Below are 21,031 nucleotides of genomic sequence, written 5' to 3'. Positions count from 1 at the left end.
CGAACGTTACCTATGCTCGTTTCTTCGGTAGAAATCAAGTATTCGACCGGGGGCATTCTCGTGATTCCTGACGCACTGCCTTCGGTTCCTTGTCCGGGCGCAGACCGCGCCAGCTCGGATGCCGCAGATGGCCGGATCCGGTGGCCTCGTAGAACCGGACCTCGCCGACGAGTACAGGCTCGACCCACACCGCTCCGTTCCGATCGGCCGGGGGCAACACCGAGGAGAAGGGACTGTCCGACGCCTCGAGAGGGGCCAGGAGGGCACCGAGCGTATCGAGCGCACGGTCGTCGAACCCGGTTCCGACGCGTCCCACGTAGCGCAGTCGCTCCCCGTCGGGAATGCCCATCAGTAACGAGCCGAACCCGCCGGAACGGCGACCCTGTCCCCGACGCCACCCACCGATGACGATCTCCTGTGTTCGCCAGTTCTTGAACTTGATCCAGGTGTGGGCGCGCTTGCCGGGTTGGTAGACGGAGTCGGTGCGTTTGGCGACGACACCTTCCCAGCCCCGCTCTCTGCTTTCGGCGATGGCATCCGCAGCGGTCCCCGTCAGTCGCGGTGGCACCAGCACGGAGTCGAGTCCGGTGGTGAGAAGTTCGAGCAACCGTCGTCGATCCGAGTACTTCTTGCGCAGCAGTGACGTGCCGTCGAGGTGAAGCAGATCGAACGCGATGAACCGGATCTCGTCACGGGTCGCGTTCTGCAGTTTCTCGAAGCTGCTGACACCGCTGTCGTCGAACACGACGACTTCCCCGTCGACGACGGCGTCGTGCTCGGCAAGGTCGTCTGCGAACGATTGGAGTGCGCCGAATTTCTCGGTGTAGTCGTTGCCGCTTCGCGTGCGTAGCGTCATCGAACCGTGCGTCAGTTCGGCGACGATGCGGAACCCGTCCCACTTGCCTTCGAACGACCACTCGTCGTTCGGAAGATCGCGGATGTCGCCTGCGGTGGCGAGCATCGGTGAGATGTTCTTGGGCTCGGGCTTGTCGGGTGCGTCTTTCATCAGGTGCATCAACCACTGGCTGCCCTTGGTGCGGATCAGTGCGAACCGCCCGCGCGCCTTCTGTCCGTGCAGGACGACGATGACTTCGTCGTCTCGCCACTTCTCGAGTTCGTAGGTTCCGCTGTCCCAGATCGTGACGTCGCCGCCGCCGTACTCGCCCTTGGGTATTCGTCCGGAGAATGTCGCGTATTCGAGCGGGTGGTCCTCGGTGTGTACCGCCAGTCGATTCTGCTTCGGGTCGACCGGGATGTTCTTCGGGACGGCCCACGACACCAGGACGCCGTCGTGTTCGAGTCGGAAGTCGTAGTGCAGTCGTCGGGCATGATGCTCTTGGATGACGAAGGTGTCGTTGTTGCCCTGCGGCTCGGTGGTGGTCGGTATCGGCTCGGGAGTCTTGTCGGCGCTGCGCATGCTGCGGTACTTGACGAGTTTGTCGGTGGTAAAGCTACTTTCGGGTGCCGAGTCCATGGTGGGATCCAGTTCTGCCAGTAGATCGCCGAGGTCGTGGAATCGCTCCAACACCTCCTCGAACCGAAGCTGTTGCAGGCCCGTCGCTTCCAGCTCGTCCCACGTGCGTGGTGCTGCGACGGTGGGTAGGGTTCGCCCGCGGAGCGAGTACGGGGCGACCGTCGTCTTCTTGCCGTTGTTCTGGCTCCAGTCGACGAACACTCGACCGGTTCGCTTAGCCTTCGCCATCGTTGCCGTCACCCGGTCCGGTGAACGCTCTTCCAGCAGGGTGGCCACACGTTTGGCGACGGTGGAGGCGCCGGAGGTCGACAGTGGCTTCTCCAGCGGCACGTACAGGTGAATTCCCTTGCTGCCGCTGGTGACCGGATACGCGGTCATCCCGATATCGCCGATCAGATCCCTTATCTCGCAGGCTACTTCGGCGCACCGGGCAAGATCCACGTCGTCACCGGGATCGAGGTCGAAGACCATGCGGGTGGCGGGGCCGGGATCGTTGCCGTCGAATCGCCACTGTGGCACATGCGCTTCGATGGCTGCCTGCTGACCGAGCCATGCGAGATCGGCTGCGGTGGAGAACAGTGGGTAGGTGACGACGCGGTCGGAATGCTGCATCGAACGACGATCGAGCCAGTCGGGGGCAGACGCGGCCAGGTTCTTCTCGAAGAACGACGATTGGTCAACGCCGTTGGGCCAGCGCTTACGGGTCACGGCGCGGCCGACGAGGTGCGGGAGCATGGCGGGTGCGATGGCAACGTAGTACTCGATGATGTTGCCCTTGGTGGTGCCGGTTTCGGGGAACAGCACTTTGTCGAGGTTGGTGACGGAGACCTTCCGACCCTCGATCTCGAGCGTGGCCATCGTCATAGGTTAACGGCCGCCGTCTGAAGATGCGGGGGAGTTGTGACAGGCTCGAATACATGGCGACGATCAGTGTCTCGGTACAGATGCCCGAAAATCCGCAGGGCGCGTGGGACAAAGCTTCCGCGCTCGATCGGTTCGACGAGTGGATGACCATTCACGGTGGGTGGTGCAGCCCGCCGCCGAAGAAGGTCGGCAAGGGCACCGAGGTGGAGTCGTTGGTGAAGGTGAAGGGCTTCAAGAACACGATCAACTGGACCTTCACGGAGTATGACGAGCCGAAGCTGATCGAGATGTCCGGCCGCGGCAAGGGCGGGGTGCGGATCTCGCTGACCGTCCATGTGCGTGAGGCCGAGGGCGGTTCGGAGCTGACACTCGATGCGAAGTTCGGCGGGGGTGTGCTGTTCGGTCCGGTGGGATCGGTGGTGGCGCGGGCACTGGACACCGATGTCAAGAAATCCGTTGCGAACCTGGCGGCGTTGAGCTGACACGTCTCTGCTGAAGTAGCTGCACGACAACCTCTTCCAGCCCCGCATCGATGTTTCGGTGCGGGGCTGGAGACTGCATGGGATGCTCCACTCAAGGCCTCGATCGAGAGGTTCCCCGCGTGCGACCCGTCCGAGTGGAGCAAAAATTGCGGAAGACCCCTACCGCTGCCGAGTCTTTCGCAACCACCACAGTCCCGCGATGGGAAGTATCACCGGGATGAAGACGTAACCGGATCCGAAGTGCGACCACACCGTCGGCTCCGGGAAGTCCTGGGGCTGGATGTAGCTCAGGGTGCCGATGCCGATGACTCCGACGAGTTCGATGATGCAGGACACCGTCACCACGCGTCGGGATGCCTCGGTTGCTCGGGCCAGTCCTACCGTGGCCACGATGTAGACGACCGCCGCGAAAGCCGACAGCAGATACGCGATCGGGGCGTCGTCGAATCGAGTGGTGAGCTGCACGATCGAGCGTGCTGTCGCCGCGACGGCGAACACGGCGTAGACGGCGATGAGGAAGCGCCCGAATCCGGTGCGCGTTGCTTGCTGGAGGTTGTCAGGCATATCCGGCCCAGATCTGGCTCAGGCGCAGCACCATGGCCGCGAGGGTGAGGACGGCAACGAGCAGGACAGCGGTGCCGCCGCGGGAGCGGTCGCCCAGGGACCACCACGTCCCGAGCGGAAGCAGAAACAGCAGTCCGACGAGGTAGGACCCGAACGTCAGTCGGTGTATGTCTCGATCCGAGGTGAACATCATGACGAATCCGATGACGGCCTGCAGCGCGACGACGGCCTCGGTGGCAGCGATGGTCCAGAACAGGGCTCGATCGGACTTGTTCTTCAGCAGGACCGGTCGGTTCATGGCGAGCTTCACGAGCACCCAGATGCCTACGACCAGGGACAACGCGTACAACAAGCCGGTGACGGCGCCGATCATCGAGTTCCTCGTCAAGTTCGGAGTGGATGGGTGGTTCGACCTCCACACTATCCGCGTAACGCCACGTCAACACTGTGAGGCCCTCGAAACACGGCGTTGTTCCGGGTGTGACCAATCGGAAATGGATGGGGCTTGTACTTGTTCCATGCCCGCAGAGGATCTGCTCTCTCGCCGGACATGACCTTTCTTCCCACGGTGGCCACAGGCGTCCACCCCATCCAGCCAGCTCTGCGAACTTCAGGAGACACCCGTGTCAGACATCGACCAGGCCATCGCCGAGAACATCAAGAAGTCGCTCGAAGAGATCCCGCACCCTTCACTCCCCAAGGGCAGCAACATCTACGGCTCCACCAAGATCTTCCCCGACTACAAGGCCGAGAACGGCGAGAGCTACTTCACGCTGGTGCACGGCATCGCACACGAGTCGTCGGTCTCCTTCGTCGCTGTGCTCCAGGCAACCCGCGCTCTGCGCAAGGGCTTCGAGTCGGCCATGTACTTCTACGGCCCCGGCGCTATCAATTGCCTTGCCACTCGGGGCTTTCCGACGACCGGTGACTCCGGCTTCCCGGGCGAGCAGAACATCAACGATTCGCTCGCGACATTCATCGCCGAGGGTGGCACCGTGTTCTGCTGCCGCTTCGGGCTCGCACTGCACGGTGGCCGCGAAGAGGACCTCATCGAGGGCGTCATCCCGGCCCATCCCCTGGACGTGCAGGACGCGTTGATCCACTACGCGCGCAAGGGTGCCATCATCAATTCGACCTACATGGTCTAGGGGCACCCATGTCCATCTCTACACGCGTGGATCTGGCGTTGCTCGGAATTCGAGGAGCAACGCCGGTGTCCAGAACTGCCGGTGCAGGCCCGAGTGACGATGGACATGTCCGCATCGATGGTCTCGGCGCAGCCATCCCCCGCAATCCGCTCAGCCCGTACGTTCTCGAAGAGGGTCGAGTGTTGTTCGACGGCAACGACATCGGACTCGATGTTCAGGCCGTCGATCGCCCGAAGTTCTACGACCTCGCCACCGCCGACGGCGTCGCCTACGAGAAGATCGCCAAGCTCCACGGCTCCAGCGTCCTCGCTACGACCGTGGTGCAGACGTGCATCCGCTACGACGCCGACCAGCGGTGTCGCTTCTGCTCCATCGAGGCCTCGCTCGAGGCCGGCGACACCATCGCGGTCAAGACCCCGGCGCAGTTGGCCGAGGTGGCCGAGGCGGCGGTGCGACTCGACGGCGTCACACAGATGGTCATGACGACGGGAACCTCGGCCGCGAAGGACCGCGGTGCTCGCCACTTGGCCCGATGCGTGCGCGCCATCAAGGCGGTGGTTCCACAGCTCCCGATCCAGGTGCAGTGCGAACCTCCCGGCGACCTGCAGACGATCCAAGATCTGTACGACGCCGGAGCCGAATCCATCGGCATCCACGTCGAATCTCTCGACGACGACGTTCGGCGCCGGTGGATGCCGGGCAAGGCCTCGGTCTCGATGGACGAGTACCGCGCGGCGTGGAAAGAAGCGGTTCGTGTCTTCGGACGCAATCAGGTCTCGACGTACATCCTGGTGGGACTCGGTGAGGATCCCGACGAATTGGTCGCAGGCGCAGCAGAACTGATCGAGATGGGGGTCTACCCCTTCGTGGTTCCGTTCCGGCCGCTCGCCGGAACGTTGGCAGTGGACATCGACCGAGCGACGGCACCGAGCCGAGACGTTCTCGAAAACGTCACCCGACGCGTCGCCAAGGAGCTTCAGGCCGCGGCGATGCTCGGAACCGAACAGAAGGCAGGCTGCGCGGCATGCGGTGCGTGCAGCGTTCTGCAGAACGCGGGAGGCTGACATGTTCGGTGTCGTGGAACTGGGCGACCTCGCCGGATTGTCAGGTACTGCAACCACTGTCGTCGAGCCCGGGTTCATAGTCCAGCCGTGCGGAAGTACAGCGGAGCTCGACGCCTATCGTGCACTCCGGAGAGCGACATTCGTTGCCGAACAGGGCTTGTTCGCCGGCACCGATCACGACGACGTGGACGACGATCCGCGAGCAGTCGTTCTGGTCGCCACCGACCGGGACGGCACTGTTCTCGGCGGAGTACGGCTGGCACCCTGCACCGCAACGGATCTGGGGTGGTGGGCAGGAAGCCGGCTCGTGGTCGCTGCTTCGGCGCGCACCTCCGGCGTCGGGCCTGCCCTCGTTCGGGCTGCCTGCGCTCACGCCGAGAGCAGAGGTGTTCTTCGCTTCGACGCGACCGTACAGAAGAGCAACGAGCAACTGTTCAATCGCCTCGGGTGGATTCGCCGCGGCGACGTCGAGGTGGCCAACACGCCGCACGTGGCGATGTACTGGCCGATCGACCGGATCGAACGGCTCGTCTCCTCGACCAAGGCGATGCTCGCCGGGGTACTCGCTCCCCTTCGTGCGCAGCCACTCGGGCTCGGTGCCAAAGGTTTTCGCGGCGACGACGGCGTGCCGGTACCGGGCAGCGACATGATCGCAGCGTGCGATGCCATCATCCCGTCGATGGTCGATCGCGACCCGGAGTGGGCCGGCTGGTGTGCTGCGCTGGTCAATCTGAACGACCTCTCGGCGATGGGAGCAGGAGCCGTCGGCATGCTCGATTCAGTCGGCGCACCCACGCAGAGTCGGCTGACCCGCATCATCCGAGGTCTCGCCAACGCCTCTGCAGCGTGGCAGGTTCCGGTGCTCGGTGGCCACACCCAGGCCGGGGTGCCGTCGTCGCTGTCGGTCACCGCACTCGGCCGGACCTCGCGACCGGTGCCGGCCGGTGGCGGTGGCGTCGGCGATCGGTTGACGCTCACCGCAGACATCGAAGGCGAGTGGCGACGCGGATACCATGGCCAGCAATGGGATTCGTCGTCTCGTCGGAACTCCGACGAACTGACGGCCATGGCGACGTTCGTTTCCCGAACCGCGCCCAAAGCCGCCAAGGACGTCTCGATGGCAGGCCTGGCCGGCACCACCGGAATGTTGGCCGAGGCGAGCGGGACGGGTGCAGTACTCGACGTCGCCTCGATACCGAAGCCCGACACAGCGTCGATGGGCGAATGGATCACGTGTTTTCCAGGGTTCGCGATGATCACCGCGGACCGTCCCGGTGCACCCACTGCGCCGTCCGGACCTGCACTGTCCGCAGTCTGCGGAGAGCTCACCGACATTCAGGGCGTCGCGCTGCGATGGCCCGACGGAATCACCACTCGCGCGGTCACGTCCACCGTGACCGGATTGGGAGAAGCATGACTACCCACCCGAAGCCCGTCACCATATCCGTTGCCGCCGCCGAATTCGGGCGCGACATGGAACAGGGCTACGCCACCATCGCCGCGTTGCTCGAGGAAGCGCGCAATCGCGGCAGTCAACTGCTCGTCCTGCCCGAGGCGTGCCTGGGCGGCTACCTGCCGAGTCTCGGCGGAGGAGACGAGACCGAGGAATCGCGTCAGCGTCGGCTGAAGGCCCTGCCGCCCGCCCTCGAACTCGACGGCCCGGAGATCAGACGCGTCATCGACATGGCCGGCGACACCGTCATCACGTTCGGCTTCTGTGAGAAGGATGGCGACACCCGCTACAACGCCGCCGTGACCGTCGACGGCAGTGGAATCCTCGGCTCGTACCGCAAGGTGCACCAGCCGCTGGGTGAAAACCTCTGCTACGACGCGGGAGACAGCTACTCCGCCTTCGACACTCCGATCGGCCGCATGGGGATGCAGATCTGCTACGACAAGGGATTCCCAGAGGCAGCACGGGAACTCGCCCTCGACGGTGCCGAGATCGTTGCGTCCATCTCGGCCTGGCCGACGGCCCGCACCGCCACTGTCGAAAACATGGAAGAGGACCGCTGGAAGCAGCGGTTCGACATCTACGACAGAGCCCGCGCTCTCGAGAATCAGATCATCTGGGTCGCGGCCAATCAGGCAGGTACCTTCGGATCTCTCCGATTCGTCTGCAGCGCAAAGATCGTCGGGCCCGGCGGGGAGGTTCTCGCCGGTACGGGCGTCGAACCGGGCTTGGCCACGGCCACCGTCGACGTCGCTGCCCTCATCGGCGCAGCACGTGGCGGCGGCATGTACAACCTTCGTGATCGCCGACCGTCCGTGTACCGGACCATCACGAAGGAGCCGATCCATGCCTGAGATGTCGTTCCTCGTTCGATGGCCCGACGGACGCGAACAGTCCTGCTATTCGCCGTCTCTGGTGATGCACGACTACCTGACGCCCGGCGAGGACTACCCGGTGGCAGAGTTCGTGAAGCGGACGTCGGAGGCGCTGACGATCGCCAGCGATCGAGTGCTCGCCAAGTTCGGCATGCGGTGCACCTCGGCCGCGCAGCAGATGGAGGAGATTCACGGTGTCAGTGCCGCGTACGAGGCCGGTGCCGTTCGCGTACTGAACATGTCGGGAGCTGAATTGCTATGACGGAGAATCACAGTGCAATAGAAAACTACCCCGTGATCGTCATCGGCGGCGGGCAGGCCGGCCTGTCCATCAGCTGGCATCTGACGCAGCGTGGCATCGACCATGTCGTGTTGGAGCGCGAGACGATCGCGCACGAGTGGAAGGACTCCCGCTGGGACAACTTCACCCTCGTGACTCCGAACTGGCAGTGCGCGCTCCCCGGGTACTCCTACGACGGTGACGATCCCGACGGATTCATGCAGCGTGACGAGGTGTACGCCTTCGTACGCCGCTACGCGGAAAGCTTCGATGCACCGGTCCGAGAGCACGTTTCGGTCGATCAGGCACTCCAGTCGGTGGCGGGTGGCTTCGACCTCCAGACTTCCGCCGGCCCCATGCATGCCGATCAGATCGTCGTCGCCGTCGGTGGGTACCACATCCCCACCATCCCAAGGTTCGCCGAGAAGCTGCCCCGTGACATCGTCCAGATCCACTCCTCCGAATACCGCGGGTCACAACAGTTCCCGGACGGCGACGTGCTGGTCGTCGGCACCGGCCAGTCCGGTGCCCAGATTGCCGAGGACCTGCACCTCGACGGCCGCCGCGTCCATCTGGTGGCGGGCACCGCTCCCCGCGTCGCGCGCTTCTATCGCGGCCGCGACTGTGTCGCCTGGTTGCACGACATGGGGGTTTACGATGTCTCCATCGAAGATCAACCCGGCGGCGTCGGCAAACGCGAGAACACGAACCACTACGTCACCGGACGTGACGGTGGTCGAGACATCGACCTGCGCGCATTCGCCACCGAGGGCATGAAACTCTACGGCCGCCTACTGGGAGTCGAGGACGGCGTTCTGCAGTTCGCGCCCACCCTCGAGGCCTCCCTCGACGCTGCGGACCGCGTGGCCGAGAGCATCAAGGACAACATCGACGCCTACATCGAGCGCGAGGGAATCAGCGCGCCGACCGAGGAGCGTTACGTTCCGGTGTGGCGTCCGGAGACCGAGACCACCGAACTCGACCTCGCCGCCGCCGATATCAAGGCCGTCGTCTGGTCCGTCGGCTTCCGTACCGACTATCGCTGGCTGAAGGTCGGCGCGTTCGACGGCGAGGGCCACCCGACGCACAACCGCGGCGTCACCTCGGTGTCCGGCCTGTACTTCCTGGGTCTGCCGTGGCAGCACACCTGGGGTTCGGGACGCTTCGCCTCGGTGGCCCGGGACGCGCAGTTCCTCGCCGATCAGATCGGCCTCGAGATCAGTGCCGCGCAGTCTCGAAACGCTACGCAGTCTCAGAGCTCGGCGCAGCCCCAGAGTCAGATGGTCTGAGCTTCTCGTGGCCCCCATCAAGATCGGCGCGCTGGCAGCGCATTTCGGGAGAGACGTCGACCGAGCCGTACTGAAGATCACCACGATCATCTCCAGTGCGGCCCGAGAAGGCATCGATCTCCTGGTGCTGCCCGACGCGTCCCTCGGGGGCTACATCAACAGTCTGAGCAATCCGGATCCCGCGGAACTGCCGCCCACCCTCGATCCCGACGGTCCGGAACTGGCGGCGATCATCGCGGCGGCCGGTAGCATGACGATCTGCATCGGGTACACCGAGCTGTCGAAAGGACTGCGGTACAACGCTGCCGCCTGTCTGACCGGAGACGGCATCCTGGGTAGTCACCGCAAGGTGCACCAGCCGCTCGGGGAGTCGCTCGCCTATGCGGCCGGTGACCACTTCGAGGCTTTCGACACCCCGGTGGGGCGGATGGGCATGTTGATCGACTACGACAAGACGTTCCCGGAGTCGGCGCGGACGTTGGCGCTCGACGGCGCGAGAATCATTGCGGCCCTGTCTGCGTGGCCTGCCAGCGTCACGGATCGAGCGTCTTCTCTTCCGAACGATCGGCAGTCCCGTCTGTTCGATCTGTACGACGCTGCCCGCGCGGCCGAGAATCAGGTGGTGCTGGTCTCGTCCAATCAAACCGGAGTGATGGGTTCGCTGCGCTTTCTCGGGCAGGCGAAGATCGTCGGCCCCGGTGGCGACGTATTGGCTCGGACCTGGTCCAAAGGAGGCCTTGCGGTGCACGAGATCGATGTCGACGCCGAGGTCGACCGAGCGCGCCGGGGGCTGCATCACTTGGCCGAGCGTCGGGTGGATGCGTATCCGAATCTGTTGCAGGAGAAACCGGGTCAGTGAAGATCAGTTTGTCGACCTACTCGTCCAAGCCGCGCGGCGGAGTGGTGCACACACTGGCGCTGGCCGAGGCGCTGGCGCGCGCCGGGCAGGACGTGTCGGTGTGGTCCCTCGGCCGCGGTGGCGACAGTACGTTCTTTCGTGACGTGGACCCCGCCGTCGACATCAGAATGGTCCCGTTCGAGCACCGGGAAGGGGAGAACGTCGGAGAACGAATTCTGCGGTCGATAGATGTTCTGCGGCAGGCGTTCACACCGGAGGAGTACGAAATCGTCCATGCGCAGGACTGCATCTCCGCCAATGCCGTCGGCCGCTGCATCAGGACCATCCATCATCTGGACGAGTTCACCACGCCCGAGCTGGCCGCGTGCCACGAACGCGCGATCACCGCCCCGTACGCGCGCATCTGCGTGTCGGCGGCGGTGGCGAGCGACGTTCGCCGCGGATGGGGATTCGAGCCCACGGTCATCCCCAACGGCGTTGACGCCGAGAGGTTCACCGCAGCGGCGCAATCGGACCGATCGCACTGGCGCGGGAAGCTCGGCCGATACGTGCTCGCCGTGGGAGGTATCGAACCGCGCAAAGGCAGCCTGGATCTACTCGACGCCTTCGCCCGGCTGCGGGCGCACGACCTGCGATTGGTCTTCGCCGGCGGCGAGACGCTGTTCGACTATCGCGACTATCGCGCCGAATTCGACCGCCGCGCAGCCGAACTCGGTATCGAACCGGTGATACTCGGTACCGTCGACGACGACGAGCTGCCGCACCTCGTGGCACAGGCTGCTGTGCTGCCGTTCTTCTCGACCAAGGAGGGCTTCGGACTGGCCGCCATGGAAGCACTCGCGGCGTCGACCCCCGTCGTCGCGCGAGATCTGCCGGTACTGCGAGAAGTGTTCGGCAACAGCGTCACCTACGCGTCCTCGGCGCAGACCATGGCAGCCGAGCTCGAACGTGCCGTGCGGGAACCGCAGGATCCGCTACCGGGCCTGACGCTGGCGCACAGCCTCACGTGGGACGAGGCCGCGCGTAAACATCTGGAGTTCTACTCCTCGCTCCGGTGACCGCTGCGCTTGTTGCGCTTGAGCCGATGGGGCTTGAGCTTGTGGAAACCCTTGACCCGTAGTGAGCGAATCGATTTGAGGTAGAACTCGGAGTCGTGACGCAGTTCCTCGGTCATGACGGTGTCGACGAGAGTCGTTCCCGGATTGGCCGAACTGGTCAGGCGCGCAGCGATGTTGACCACCGACCCGTACAGATCACCGTAACGGGCGAGAACCGGACCCCAGGCCAGCCCGACCCGCAGGTCCGGCATGTCTTCCTGCTCGGCGAAGGCGTCCTGCAGATCGAGAGCGATGTGGGCGGCGTCCTCGGGAGTCTGGGCGCTGAACATCACCTCGTCGCCGACGTTCTTGATCACCGAACCACGCCCGCGCGCAATGATATTGGTGGCGAGAGACTCGAACTCCTCGAGGAGCGTGGTCAGTTCGCCGATGTCGAGTCGACGCGTCAGGCTGGTGTAGCCGACCATGTCCGCGAAGCCGACGGCCATGACGGGGCTGTCGGTGGCGTCGTCGGGAGCGGCGATGGACCGTCCGGCCGCCGCGGCCAAGTGCCGTCGCCAGGTGTACGCCTGGAGCGCTTCGAGGGTGGGGACCGTCTCGGCAGCGATATCCCTGGCGTTGTGCCGGATGGTGTCGATGTCGTTCTGGTCCTCGTCGCTGCTGGTGATGCGCTCGAGGATGTGAGAGTTCACCACGCCCACTTGCCATTCCGCGAGTCTGGACATCGACTGGCCGAGAGTGCGTGCGATCGCCACCTCCATCTCGGGCTTGATGACTTTCTGCTCGGTGAGCCCGGTGATCAACTTCAGTGCCTCGAGGTCCGCATCGGTGTAGACGACGGCCTCGGTATCGGTGTGGATGGGAAAGCCCATGCCGATCCACAGCGCGATGACCCGTTCGAGCGGCAACCCCGACCTGTCGACGATGTCGGACCGGGTGTACTTCGGAGTGCCCCCCAGAAGATTGCGTTCGATCTCCGCTTGCACCACCGAGTTGATCTGGTTCTCAGGCATATCCCAACGTTCTGTCGAAATAGGAACGGACATCGTCCACGTACGCGTCGATCTTGTCGGGCTCCCAGTCCGTGGTGGGAATGGGCTCGCCGATGGTGACCTTGACGGTACCGGAATGGACGGTGAAATCCTTTTTCCACATCACGTCACCCGCGTTGTGGATGACGATGGGAACGATGGGCACTCCGGCCTGCATCGCCAGGTGGAAGCCGCCCTTCTTGAATCGGCCGAGACGCGACGTCGGCATCCGCGTGCCCTCGGGCGCGATGGCGACGGAAATGCCATTGTGCAATTTCTCTATGGCCGGGCGCATCGCCTCGCGCGCCTGAGAGGGATCACCACGATCGACGTAGGCGACGTCGAAAATTCTGCCCAGCAGTGCGAATCGTGGGTCGCGTTCGAGTTCTCGTTTGGCGACCGCGGTGATGTCGCGTCGAAGAATGGAGGTGACGATGATCGAGTCGGCAGTGCTCTGATGGTTGAACATGAACACGGCAGGTCGCGCCGACCACGCGTTCTCGGTGCCGGTCACGTCGAGCTTGACTCCGGCAATGGTCAGAGCGATGTCCGGCGCAATGGTGCTGGTGATGTTCGCTCCGTTGCGCCTGCTGCGCGTCAGTAACCCGAGGCCGAGGCCGATCGATGCGCTGGCCAGCACCGACCCCAGAGCTGCGGTGCTGCGCACGGCCGAGGTCAGATCGGTGCCGCGCTTGGGGCTCTCCAACGTGAGCGACGGCCACTTCTTCTTGGCGGCGTAGCGCTGCAGTTCGGGATCCGGGTTGAGGGCGACGGGACGGCCGACGGCCTCGAGCAGTGGAATGTCCTCACCGCCGTTGGAGTAGGCGAAGCAGCCGGCGAGAGCGATTCCCTCACGTTCGGCGTAGCCGATCGCGGCCTTGGCCTTACGTGGGCCCCACAGCGAATCGCCGACCAGCTCCCCGGTCAGGATGCCGTCGGTGACCACCGGGGTGGTGCACAGCAGTGTCTCGAACATCATGTCCTGCTGTACGGGCAGCGCCTGGTACGGCGTGGCCGAGGTGGCCATCACCAGTCGATGACCGGCGTGACGGTGTGCTTCGACAAGGATGCGGGCTTGTGGGTAGATCATCGGCGCGATCTCGTTGCGGAACAGCGTGTCTGCCTGTTCCATCAGATCGTCTTCCCGACGGCCCTCCAGGCCCCGGACGGCCTTGCCCATCAGGTTGTCGACCGGGGAGTTGCGCATCCGCATCTCGACGACGGCACTCGATATCTCCCACAGTTCCTTGACCGTCACGTCGAGAGTCTTGAGTCGTTCGAGAAATACTGCACGGGCCGAGAATCCGTTGATCAGCGTGCCGTCCAGATCGAAGAACGCAACGGTGTCCCGGCCGGGTGGAGCGGCGGCGATCGCAATCAGTCGATCGTCGAACTCGGTCATGAATTGTTCTCCTCGGGGGCCGAGATCGGTTCTACCTCGCGCAGCATGCGGTGGGCCATGTCGCGGATCGTACGCACCTTGCGTGCCCACTCGTCGATCTCGAGCGCGAAGTCCCGCCTGCGGCGCGCGATACCGTCGGACGTGGAATCGACCAGATCGCGATTCTCGGCCAATTGCAATGCTGTATCGAACAATTCGCCGGAGATCGACTCGCTGTGATCGAGCTGCTGACGAAGTCGTCTGGCTTGAGCTGCACCGAGGCATTCCGTGATGAACTTCGCCTTGTCGAACTCACCGCTCTGCGGCAGCAACATCAGCTGATCGGCAACCACCTGGTACGCCTCGAAGATCGGCTGCAGCACGCGGTGCGCCAGATGCAGATCCTGCGACTGCAGTTGTCGCGCAGCATAATCTGGATCGCTGATGTTGGCGCGCCAGTCCGGGTCGATGAGATCGACCTCGGATTCGAGCCGCTCGCCGAAGTCCTTCTTGTCGCCGAAGAAGAACTCGAACTTGAGCAGATCGCGTAACTGCAGTGCCGACTGCCACAGCGACTCCTGGGTCAGTGGCGTCGAATCGCCGCTGGTCGGCAGCACGACCAACTCGCCGATGGCGCGCATGACGAAGAAGTGGATTGCGTTGTTGCGGAAGAACGCTGCGACCAGATGCTTGTCCTGAGCCAGGTAGAACAGGGGCTCGGGACCGTCGTCGAAACGCTTGACGACGTTGGCGTTGACCTGTGCGATGACGGCCGAGCGCACGACGTCGACGTCGGCGATGTCCACGCCGCCCGCGGTGGGCAGGTTGCGGCGCTTGATGTAGCGGGCGAGCGGGGCGATGATGGCCCACATCTCGTTGACGTTGAGGGCGCGATCCTCGATGCCGAGCAGGGCCATGGTGACCAGCGCCGCGGGCGTCACCGGAGTCGCGTCGTTGATCGCATGGGATACACCGAGCGCGATCTTCTGCACCGCCACCCGCTTGTCGGAGTTCTCGGCGACGATCGACGCCACCGACATCGGCTCGCCGAAGTTCAGGTACACGTTGCCGCGCAACGTGCCCTGCGCGCGGATGTACCCGATGGCCATCCGAATGCCCTCGGCCTGCTTCTTCGCGCCGTGCGATTCCTCGGCCATCGCACCGACCTCGTGCAGCCGGTCGTAGGTGATGGACGTCGGAACCAGGTACACGTCCTCCGCATCGCTGGTCTCGAGTGCGTCCACCAGATAGGTCAGCAGGCCGAACCGTGGCGGGCGGAGCTTCCCGGTGCGGCTACGGCCGCCCTCGATGTACCACTCGAGGTTGAACCGCTTGCTCAGCAGGAAGCTCATGTACTGACGCAGCGTCCACTTGTAGATCGCGTCGGAGAACTTGCGCTGGATGAGCACGACGCCACTGCGTTTGGCGATCGGGCCCAGCGGCCAGAAGCCGACGTTGATGCCGCCCATGACGTGGTTGAGCGGCAGGCCTTCGGCCAGCAGGGCAGGACGCAGTACGAGCGGGTCGAGATAGGAACGGTGGTTGGGCAGGAACACCAGCGGATAGTTCTTGTTGAGTTCGCGTACCTTCTGCAACTGATCACGGTCCACGTCGACCTTGTACGCCCGGGAGAAGTACGCCCCGAGGGTTCCCCACATCTCGACCGCGCGGCGGGTCTCGGTTGCGACCATCTCACCGAGGATCTCCTGGACGCGGGTGTCGACGGCGTCGCGATCCTGGCCGACCTCCTCGGCGAGTTCGGTGATTCCGTCCCGGAACTTCTTCTGTTCCGTCATGTCCTCGACGACGAATCGCGGGATCTTGTACTCGGAGCCGATGACGCCGCGCTCGGCCTTGTCCAGCGCCAGACTGGCCTGACGAAGAATGAACGATGACAGGGACGTGCCGCCGCCGCGCTCGAACCGATCCTGCAGATCACTGAGAGTCGCGGGCTCGCCGACCAACACCGCGGAGTGGTCCGGGTCGTCGCCTGCCACCCATCGCTGCCACACCTGCGTTGGCTTGGACCGACCACGGGGCGCGAAGATTCGGTGCAGAATGCCGCTCTTGCGATCGGACAGAGTCACCCGCAGCGGGATCAGCAGCGGATCGTCGGCGTAGCCGCGAACACTGTCCGAGAGTGACGTTTTCGCCTCACCGGAGAGCACCACCGAGGGTGGTCGCGGTTCGCCGTCCGGCGTGGTGGCGTCGATCCACTGATTCAGAGCCTGAACCTCGAGGGTGGATTTGGCGTCGAGCAAATACACGTGCGGACCGTCGCTGAGCGACTGTTCGTCCGCGTCGAGGTGGTACATCGAGACTCCTGTTCCGTACCTTCGCAAGGAGGCACGCCGCCAGGCTACGCGGCAGAAACCGTGTGCGAGGGCGGTTCGGTGAGGTGGTTCCGGGACACCGATCTCGCCCGGGAGTCGCGCGGCTACTCGCCGGTACCCTGGTGGGGCCGATGGCACCTCTGAGTGCGCGCGCGGTGCGCCGGGCGGCTGTCGTATACAGTGAGAGACATCGGCCTTCTCGGCCAACCAATTCTAAGTGTTAATCCAAGTTACAGTTACTTGTGGTTACAGTTACTTGGATTAACGGATAACCTCCTCTCGATACGCCGATCCGACGCGCCCTGTGCTGCCCCGGCCGCATCTCACCTGCAAGTGTGCGACAGTATTCGCAAACACTTTCGAGAAAGGCCGGTAGTCGATGCCACCCCGTGGGCGCGCCGTGAACGATTCGTTGACTCCCGAGAATCTGACGGCTCTGGCCGCGGCGCTCGCCGAGGGGCGTCGGGCCACCGTCTATCTTCGTGAACCCAACCCGAGTCTGGGCCTGCCCGAGGGGACGTCGGCGAAGGTCGTGTCGATCGACGGCACCACGGTCACCATCAGCCCGAAGGGTGTCAACGACGAATTGCCCTACGAGGCAGAGGAACTGCGCATCACTCGCAACGCGGCAACTCCGCCTGCGCCGGCCAAGCGCGTGCCCGCGAAGAAGGTGGCACCGCCTCAGGCGACGCCGGCAAGGAGCGCCGAGCCGTTGCAGCCCAAACCCGTAGCGGTTCGGCCCGACGCGGAGCCGGCACAGCCCAAGACGGTGGCGGAACGCCCCAAGGCCGTGCAACCGCCGAGTCCGGCTCCCCGTCGAGCCAAGAAGGCACCGGGCGGCGTCAGCGTCACCATTCATGCGGGGGCCGACAACGATTGGTCCGTCACGGTCACCCAGGGGGCGAAGCGGCCCACCAAATCGCAACCGGTGAGCCCCGAGTCGGTGAGCCGCGCTGTTCGGGAGTTGGGCGACCCCACTGCACGCGACGCAGTCGAGGCAGTCATCTCCCACGCGCGCGAGGAAGCCGCCCGACGCGTTGCAGAACTGAGCCGTCAACTCGAGGAGGCGCGCACGACGCTTGCCGCCCTCGAGCAGGACGTATGAACGACTCGCTCGTGTTCGTACACCTGTTGTTGCTAGGGTTCTGCCGACACCGCTGAGAGGGAGTACATGTTCAAGAAATTCATGCTCGTCGTCGTGGGGGCGGCTGCAATCGTAGCCAGCGTCGGCGTGGGGTCCGCATCCGCGGCCACTCCAGCTGCTCTCGGCGGCGGCTCGGGAATCATCGTCGGAGGCGCGGCCGAGTGCACGCTGACGACGATCGGTAACGACCGCAACGGAAACCTGGTCGGCTTCACCGCCGGTCACTGTGGCCAAGCGGGCGCCTCCATCGTCCCCGAGTACGACACCTCCCTCGGTGAGGTCGGCCGCATCGCGTTCTCCAACCCGGAATACGACTACGCCCTCATCGAATTCCAGCGTGACAAGGTCGCACCGATCAACCGCGTCGGCAACGTGACCATCTCGCAGGTCGGTCCGCCGACGGCATTCCCGAACATCGTCTGCAAGGAAGGCCGTACCACCGGCAACACCTGCGGACTCGCGTACGGCGACGTCTTGCAGTCGCAGGAGACCTGGGCGCAGCTGTGTGTCGTCGAAGGTGACTCGGGCAGCCCGGTCGTCGTCGGCAACACCCTCGTCGGCATGGTCAATGCCTACCTCGGCGTGGCGTGCTTCGGACCCGAGGTCGGCACCAACTTCGACGCGATACTCCGCAACGTCGATCAGGGCAACGGACTCGGCGCAGGATTCGTCCCGGCTCCCTAGATCCACCCGTTTTCGGCCGAAGGCCCCGTTCGCACAACACACTGCGACGGGGCCTTCGTCGTGCGTGGGGTCGGTACTGCTCTCAGCGGGCGCGGGCGGACGACCGAACATCTGCGACTATGCGTTCCGCGTCGTCCGGCGCGATTCCCAGCAGCACCAGGCTCGACGTCGTCGCCGCTCCGGCCGGATCGCCGATCAATCCGGCGTTGGTGGCGTCGAGGATCGACAGCGCAATGGCCTCGATATTGAGAATCAGCACTTCGGCGGCGAGGTACGAGGAGAACACACCCTCGCGCTGTCCCCGTCGGATGACCGCGGCGGCCGACTCGCGCATCGGAGTCAGTAGATCGTGAATGCTGTTGTGTCCCAGATCGGACCGTGCGACCGCGAGTAACAGCCGGTACTGATCTCCGACGCGTGCCAGGGCCAGTGTCTGCCGAACGAACACCGTCACCGCCGATTCGTCTGCGGCAGGAACGCGGGTCAACGCAGCCGAAATTCGTTCCGCTGCTTCCACGGCGATACCGTCGATCAACGCTTCGCGAGAGGCGAAGTGGGCGTACACGGTTCGCCGGACCACTCCCGCAGCGGCGGCGACGTCGTTGATCGTCGCATCGGGATTGTTCGCCAGTACCCCCTGTGCAACGTGCAGAATTCGCGCTCGATTGGATCGGGCGTCACGTCGTTGCACGGGCGGCGCAGCTGCGTCCCGTGCAATCGAACTCGACTCCGTCGTCTTACGCACAGGACAACATCTAGCACGATCGCGGGCGGGGAGTGTGGTTGCCGCCACAAAAGATTGCCGATCCTAGTCGACGCTTCCTAAGCTGCACAGCACTGTGCAAGGTGTGTCTCGCACTTTGCCAACGGGGGGGAACACACGATGACACTGCTTGCGATGACGCCTGTCCAAGATATGCACAAACCGTACCCACGACGCTGGTCGGCGCTGGTGGTGTTGTGCCTGAGCCTGCTGATCGTGGTCATGGCCAATACGTCCCTGTTGGTCGCCGCACCGTCGATGACACTCGATCTGAGTCTGACGAGCAGCGACCTGCAATGGGTGATCGACGGCTACACCGTCCCCTACGCGTCGTTGATGTTGCTGTGCGGGGTGATCGGAGATCGCTACAGCCGCCGCGGCGCTCTGATTCTCGGCCTGATCATCTTCGTCGCCGGATCTGTGGCCGGGGCACTCACCGATGCCACCCTCGGGGTGATCCTGGCCCGCATCGTCATGGGTGTCGCCGCAGCCATCGTCATGCCCGCCACACTGTCGCTGTTGGTCGCCACCTTCCCCAAGCGGGAGCGCGCCACCGCTGTCACCGTGTGGGCGGCAACCTCGGGACTCGCGATCGCGGCCGGGCCGCTGTTGGCGGGCTGGCTTCTCGAGAGCTTCACCTGGCACTCGACGTTCCTGATCAATGTTCCGATCGCGCTGGCCGCCATCGTCGGTGCCGTCGTGCTGGTCCCGCCGTCACGGGCCGTCGACCCGGGTGCGATCGACTGGATCGGTGGACTGCTGTCGGTGCTGGCCGTGTCGACCATCGTGTACGCCATCATCGAGGGGATGCACTTCGGCTGGACGGTCGGGCCGCTGTACTTCGCGCTCGTCGGGTTGCTGTCGGTCCTCGGCTTCGTGGGATGGGAACTGCGGCATCCCAATCCGTTGCTCGACGTCCGGATGTTCTCTTCCCGCATCCTCAGCGGGGCCACCCTCGCGGTGCTGATCTTCTTCCTCGTCACCTTCGGCGCCATCTACTTCGTCGCCCAGTATCTGCAGTTCGCTCTCGGCTACGGTCCGGTGTCCACCGGCGTTCACCTCTTGCCGTTGGCCGGTGCGGTCTTCGTCGGATCCGGAATCACGATGTGGCTCACGCCGAAGCTGGGACCGCGCGTCACCGTCACCGCGGGCATGATCGTGGGAACGCTGTCGGTCATCTCGCTCATTGGGATCGACTCGACCGCAACGTATTCCGACTTCCTTCCGGTGCTGACGCTGCTCGGTCTGGCAATCGGACTGTCCGTCTCGCCCTGCACCGACTCCATCATGGGCGAGTTCCCGGACAGCAAGCTCGGAGTGGGCGGCGGCCTCAACGACACCGCCCTCGAACTCGGCGGATCGCTCGGTATCGCTGTGCTCGGATCGGTGCTCGCCGCGTCCTACCGCCAGGGCATCGAAGGATTCCTGCAGACCTTCCCCGGCAAGCAACCGAACGGCCAGTACACCGGGCAGGCGGCGGAAGGGCTTGCGGCATCGCAGGATTCGTTGGCCGGTGCGGTGATCGTCTCCGACGTCATCCGTGACCAGAACGCATTTCTCAGTGGGTTCGCCGACAATCTGGAGGCCAATGCCGTCGCGGCGTTCGGTGACGCAGTGGTGCACACGAGTGTTGTTGCCGCCGTCGTGTTCGGCGTCGGCACGGTGATCGTCGCGCTGCTCATTCCGTCCAAGAATGCGACTGCGGCGACGTCGTCGGAGAAGATCGAGTTCGAGCCGATCGTGCCCTTCGTCGCGCCGCCGGCAAAGGACCCGGTAGCCGATCGTGAGGTTGCAGAGCTCGAGCAACTACTGGAGCGGCCGTCGGCGAAGCCCCAGAATTCCGGCGCACGGCACGCGTTGCGAACCGCGGAGGAGACCGCACCGACACCTGCGCGCACCGTGGCCGAGCCGGCTCTGGTGGACGCCGAGCTCGAGCGTCCCAGCATCTATCAGCTGGCCTCGAAGGTGTACGAGTTCGACGCCTCCGTCGCCCGACAGGCCACGGTGGACAGCAAGTCCGGCGACCGCGTGACGATCCATCAGCTCGCCCTGTCCAACCTGGCGCGCACCCGACGCGTCGAGGCCGAGGAAGCTCTCGACGCAGCGCTCGAACTCAGCGACCTGCCGGTTGCGCCCACACCGCAGCCGCCCGAACCCACCGAGCCGCTGCAGACCTTCTACCAGCGGGCCAGTAAACAACACGCCAACTGCACGGCATTCAAGGAACGCTCGAGCTCCATGTGGGCAATGCCGCTGTAGTCGCACCCCGCCCGCCCAACCCCGCC

19 protein-coding genes are annotated in these 21,031 nt (G+C 64.5%); 12 read left to right on the top strand and 7 right to left on the bottom strand.

Annotated features, from left to right (window positions below):
- Nucleotides 1-34: 34 nt before the first annotated feature.
- The gene (locus CH291_RS08435; protein WP_094687300.1) at nucleotides 35-2,332 is read right to left on the bottom strand and encodes an ATP-dependent DNA ligase; all 2,298 of its coding nucleotides are present in this window, start codon (nucleotides 2,330-2,332) and stop codon (nucleotides 35-37) included.
- Nucleotides 2,333-2,391: 59 nt separating this feature from the next.
- Between CH291_RS08435 and CH291_RS08430 the strand changes: the two genes are divergently transcribed.
- Nucleotides 2,392-2,820 carry a type II toxin-antitoxin system Rv0910 family toxin gene (locus CH291_RS08430; protein ID WP_032396781.1) on the top strand — a complete coding sequence of 143 codons (429 nt, stop codon included), beginning with the start codon at nucleotides 2,392-2,394 and terminating at the stop codon, nucleotides 2,818-2,820.
- A 159-nt stretch (nucleotides 2,821-2,979) separates the two neighbouring features.
- On the opposite strand, the gene CH291_RS08425 is transcribed toward CH291_RS08430, so the two are convergent.
- Nucleotides 2,980-3,384, bottom strand: a complete 405-nt coding sequence (locus CH291_RS08425; protein ID WP_094669329.1) for a hypothetical protein — start codon at nucleotides 3,382-3,384, stop codon at nucleotides 2,980-2,982.
- Entirely contained in the window at nucleotides 3,377-3,757 is a 381-nt protein-coding gene (locus tag CH291_RS08420; protein WP_068048682.1) for a hypothetical protein, read from the bottom strand. Before CH291_RS08420 ends, CH291_RS08425 begins: the two co-directional genes overlap by 8 nt.
- A 250-nt stretch (nucleotides 3,758-4,007) precedes the next feature.
- Between CH291_RS08420 and CH291_RS08415 the strand changes: the two genes are divergently transcribed.
- From CH291_RS08415 to CH291_RS08380, 8 genes are read left to right on the top strand one after another with little or no spacing between them, the layout of a single operon-like run.
- Nucleotides 4,008-4,532: an MSMEG_0572/Sll0783 family nitrogen starvation response protein gene (locus CH291_RS08415; protein ID WP_068048684.1), complete on the top strand. Its 525-nt coding sequence runs from the start codon at nucleotides 4,008-4,010 to the stop codon at nucleotides 4,530-4,532.
- An 8-nt stretch (nucleotides 4,533-4,540) separates the two neighbouring features.
- On the top strand, nucleotides 4,541-5,596 hold the full coding sequence (locus CH291_RS08410; protein WP_094669331.1) for an MSMEG_0568 family radical SAM protein: 1,056 nt from the start codon (nucleotides 4,541-4,543) through the stop codon (nucleotides 5,594-5,596).
- A gap of 1 nt (nucleotide 5,597) precedes the next feature.
- On the top strand, nucleotides 5,598-7,013 hold the full coding sequence (locus CH291_RS08405; protein WP_094687299.1) for an MSMEG_0567/sll0787 family protein: 1,416 nt from the start codon (nucleotides 5,598-5,600) through the stop codon (nucleotides 7,011-7,013).
- A complete protein-coding gene (locus CH291_RS08400) occupies nucleotides 7,010-7,903 on the top strand; it encodes a carbon-nitrogen hydrolase family protein (RefSeq protein ID WP_094687197.1) in 894 nt (297 codons plus the stop codon). Before CH291_RS08405 ends, CH291_RS08400 begins: the two co-directional genes overlap by 4 nt.
- A complete protein-coding gene (locus CH291_RS08395) occupies nucleotides 7,896-8,186 on the top strand; it encodes an MSMEG_0570 family nitrogen starvation response protein (RefSeq protein WP_094687196.1) in 291 nt (96 codons plus the stop codon). The genes CH291_RS08400 and CH291_RS08395 overlap by 8 nt, the downstream gene beginning before the upstream one ends.
- Complete coding sequence (locus CH291_RS08390; protein ID WP_094687195.1) at nucleotides 8,183-9,493, top strand: MSMEG_0569 family flavin-dependent oxidoreductase; 1,311 nt, start codon at nucleotides 8,183-8,185, stop codon at nucleotides 9,491-9,493. Before CH291_RS08395 ends, CH291_RS08390 begins: the two co-directional genes overlap by 4 nt.
- Nucleotides 9,494-9,500: 7 nt before the next feature.
- The gene (locus CH291_RS08385; RefSeq protein ID WP_094687194.1) at nucleotides 9,501-10,352 is read left to right on the top strand and encodes a carbon-nitrogen hydrolase family protein; all 852 of its coding nucleotides are present in this window, start codon (nucleotides 9,501-9,503) and stop codon (nucleotides 10,350-10,352) included.
- Nucleotides 10,349-11,410 carry an MSMEG_0565 family glycosyltransferase gene (locus CH291_RS08380; RefSeq protein WP_094687193.1) on the top strand — a complete coding sequence of 354 codons (1,062 nt, stop codon included), beginning with the start codon at nucleotides 10,349-10,351 and terminating at the stop codon, nucleotides 11,408-11,410. Before CH291_RS08385 ends, CH291_RS08380 begins: the two co-directional genes overlap by 4 nt.
- On the opposite strand, the gene CH291_RS08375 is transcribed toward CH291_RS08380, so the two are convergent.
- From CH291_RS08375 to CH291_RS08365, 3 genes are read right to left on the bottom strand one after another with little or no spacing between them, the layout of a single operon-like run.
- The gene (locus CH291_RS08375) at nucleotides 11,392-12,423 is read right to left on the bottom strand and encodes an adenylate/guanylate cyclase domain-containing protein (protein WP_068048696.1); all 1,032 of its coding nucleotides are present in this window, start codon (nucleotides 12,421-12,423) and stop codon (nucleotides 11,392-11,394) included. The two genes, CH291_RS08380 and CH291_RS08375, sit on opposite strands and share 19 nt — an antisense overlap.
- Nucleotides 12,416-13,843, bottom strand: coding sequence for an HAD-IB family hydrolase (locus CH291_RS08370; RefSeq protein ID WP_094687192.1), 1,428 nt, complete (start codon nucleotides 13,841-13,843; stop codon nucleotides 12,416-12,418). Before CH291_RS08370 ends, CH291_RS08375 begins: the two co-directional genes overlap by 8 nt.
- The gene (locus CH291_RS08365; RefSeq protein ID WP_094640564.1) at nucleotides 13,840-16,137 is read right to left on the bottom strand and encodes a glycerol-3-phosphate 1-O-acyltransferase; all 2,298 of its coding nucleotides are present in this window, start codon (nucleotides 16,135-16,137) and stop codon (nucleotides 13,840-13,842) included. The genes CH291_RS08370 and CH291_RS08365 overlap by 4 nt, the downstream gene beginning before the upstream one ends.
- A gap of 397 nt (nucleotides 16,138-16,534) precedes the next feature.
- Here CH291_RS08365 and CH291_RS08360 point away from each other — a divergent pair, with 397 nt between their 5' ends.
- Together CH291_RS08360 and CH291_RS08355 are read left to right on the top strand one after the other, a co-directional pair.
- Nucleotides 16,535-17,260, top strand: a complete 726-nt coding sequence (locus CH291_RS08360; RefSeq protein ID WP_068048706.1) for a DUF6319 family protein — start codon at nucleotides 16,535-16,537, stop codon at nucleotides 17,258-17,260.
- A gap of 66 nt (nucleotides 17,261-17,326) precedes the next feature.
- Nucleotides 17,327-17,983: a hypothetical protein gene (locus tag CH291_RS08355; protein WP_037194795.1), complete on the top strand. Its 657-nt coding sequence runs from the start codon at nucleotides 17,327-17,329 to the stop codon at nucleotides 17,981-17,983.
- Nucleotides 17,984-18,065: 82 nt separating this feature from the next.
- Here CH291_RS08355 and CH291_RS08350 read toward each other — a convergent pair whose 3' ends face one another.
- On the bottom strand, nucleotides 18,066-18,728 hold the full coding sequence (locus tag CH291_RS08350; RefSeq protein WP_179276481.1) for a TetR/AcrR family transcriptional regulator: 663 nt from the start codon (nucleotides 18,726-18,728) through the stop codon (nucleotides 18,066-18,068).
- A gap of 138 nt (nucleotides 18,729-18,866) precedes the next feature.
- Between CH291_RS08350 and CH291_RS08345 the strand changes: the two genes are divergently transcribed.
- Nucleotides 18,867-21,005: an MFS transporter gene (locus tag CH291_RS08345; RefSeq protein WP_094687190.1), complete on the top strand. Its 2,139-nt coding sequence runs from the start codon at nucleotides 18,867-18,869 to the stop codon at nucleotides 21,003-21,005.
- Nucleotides 21,006-21,031: the final 26 nt, after the last annotated feature.

Origin of the sequence: Rhodococcus sp. 14-1411-2a (assembly GCF_002259485.1) — a bacterium.
In the GTDB taxonomy this organism is placed as follows: Bacteria; Actinomycetota; Actinomycetes; order Mycobacteriales; family Mycobacteriaceae; genus Rhodococcoides.
Note: the sequence above shows the minus strand (reverse complement) of the source record. Positions and strands in the feature narration are given on the sequence as shown.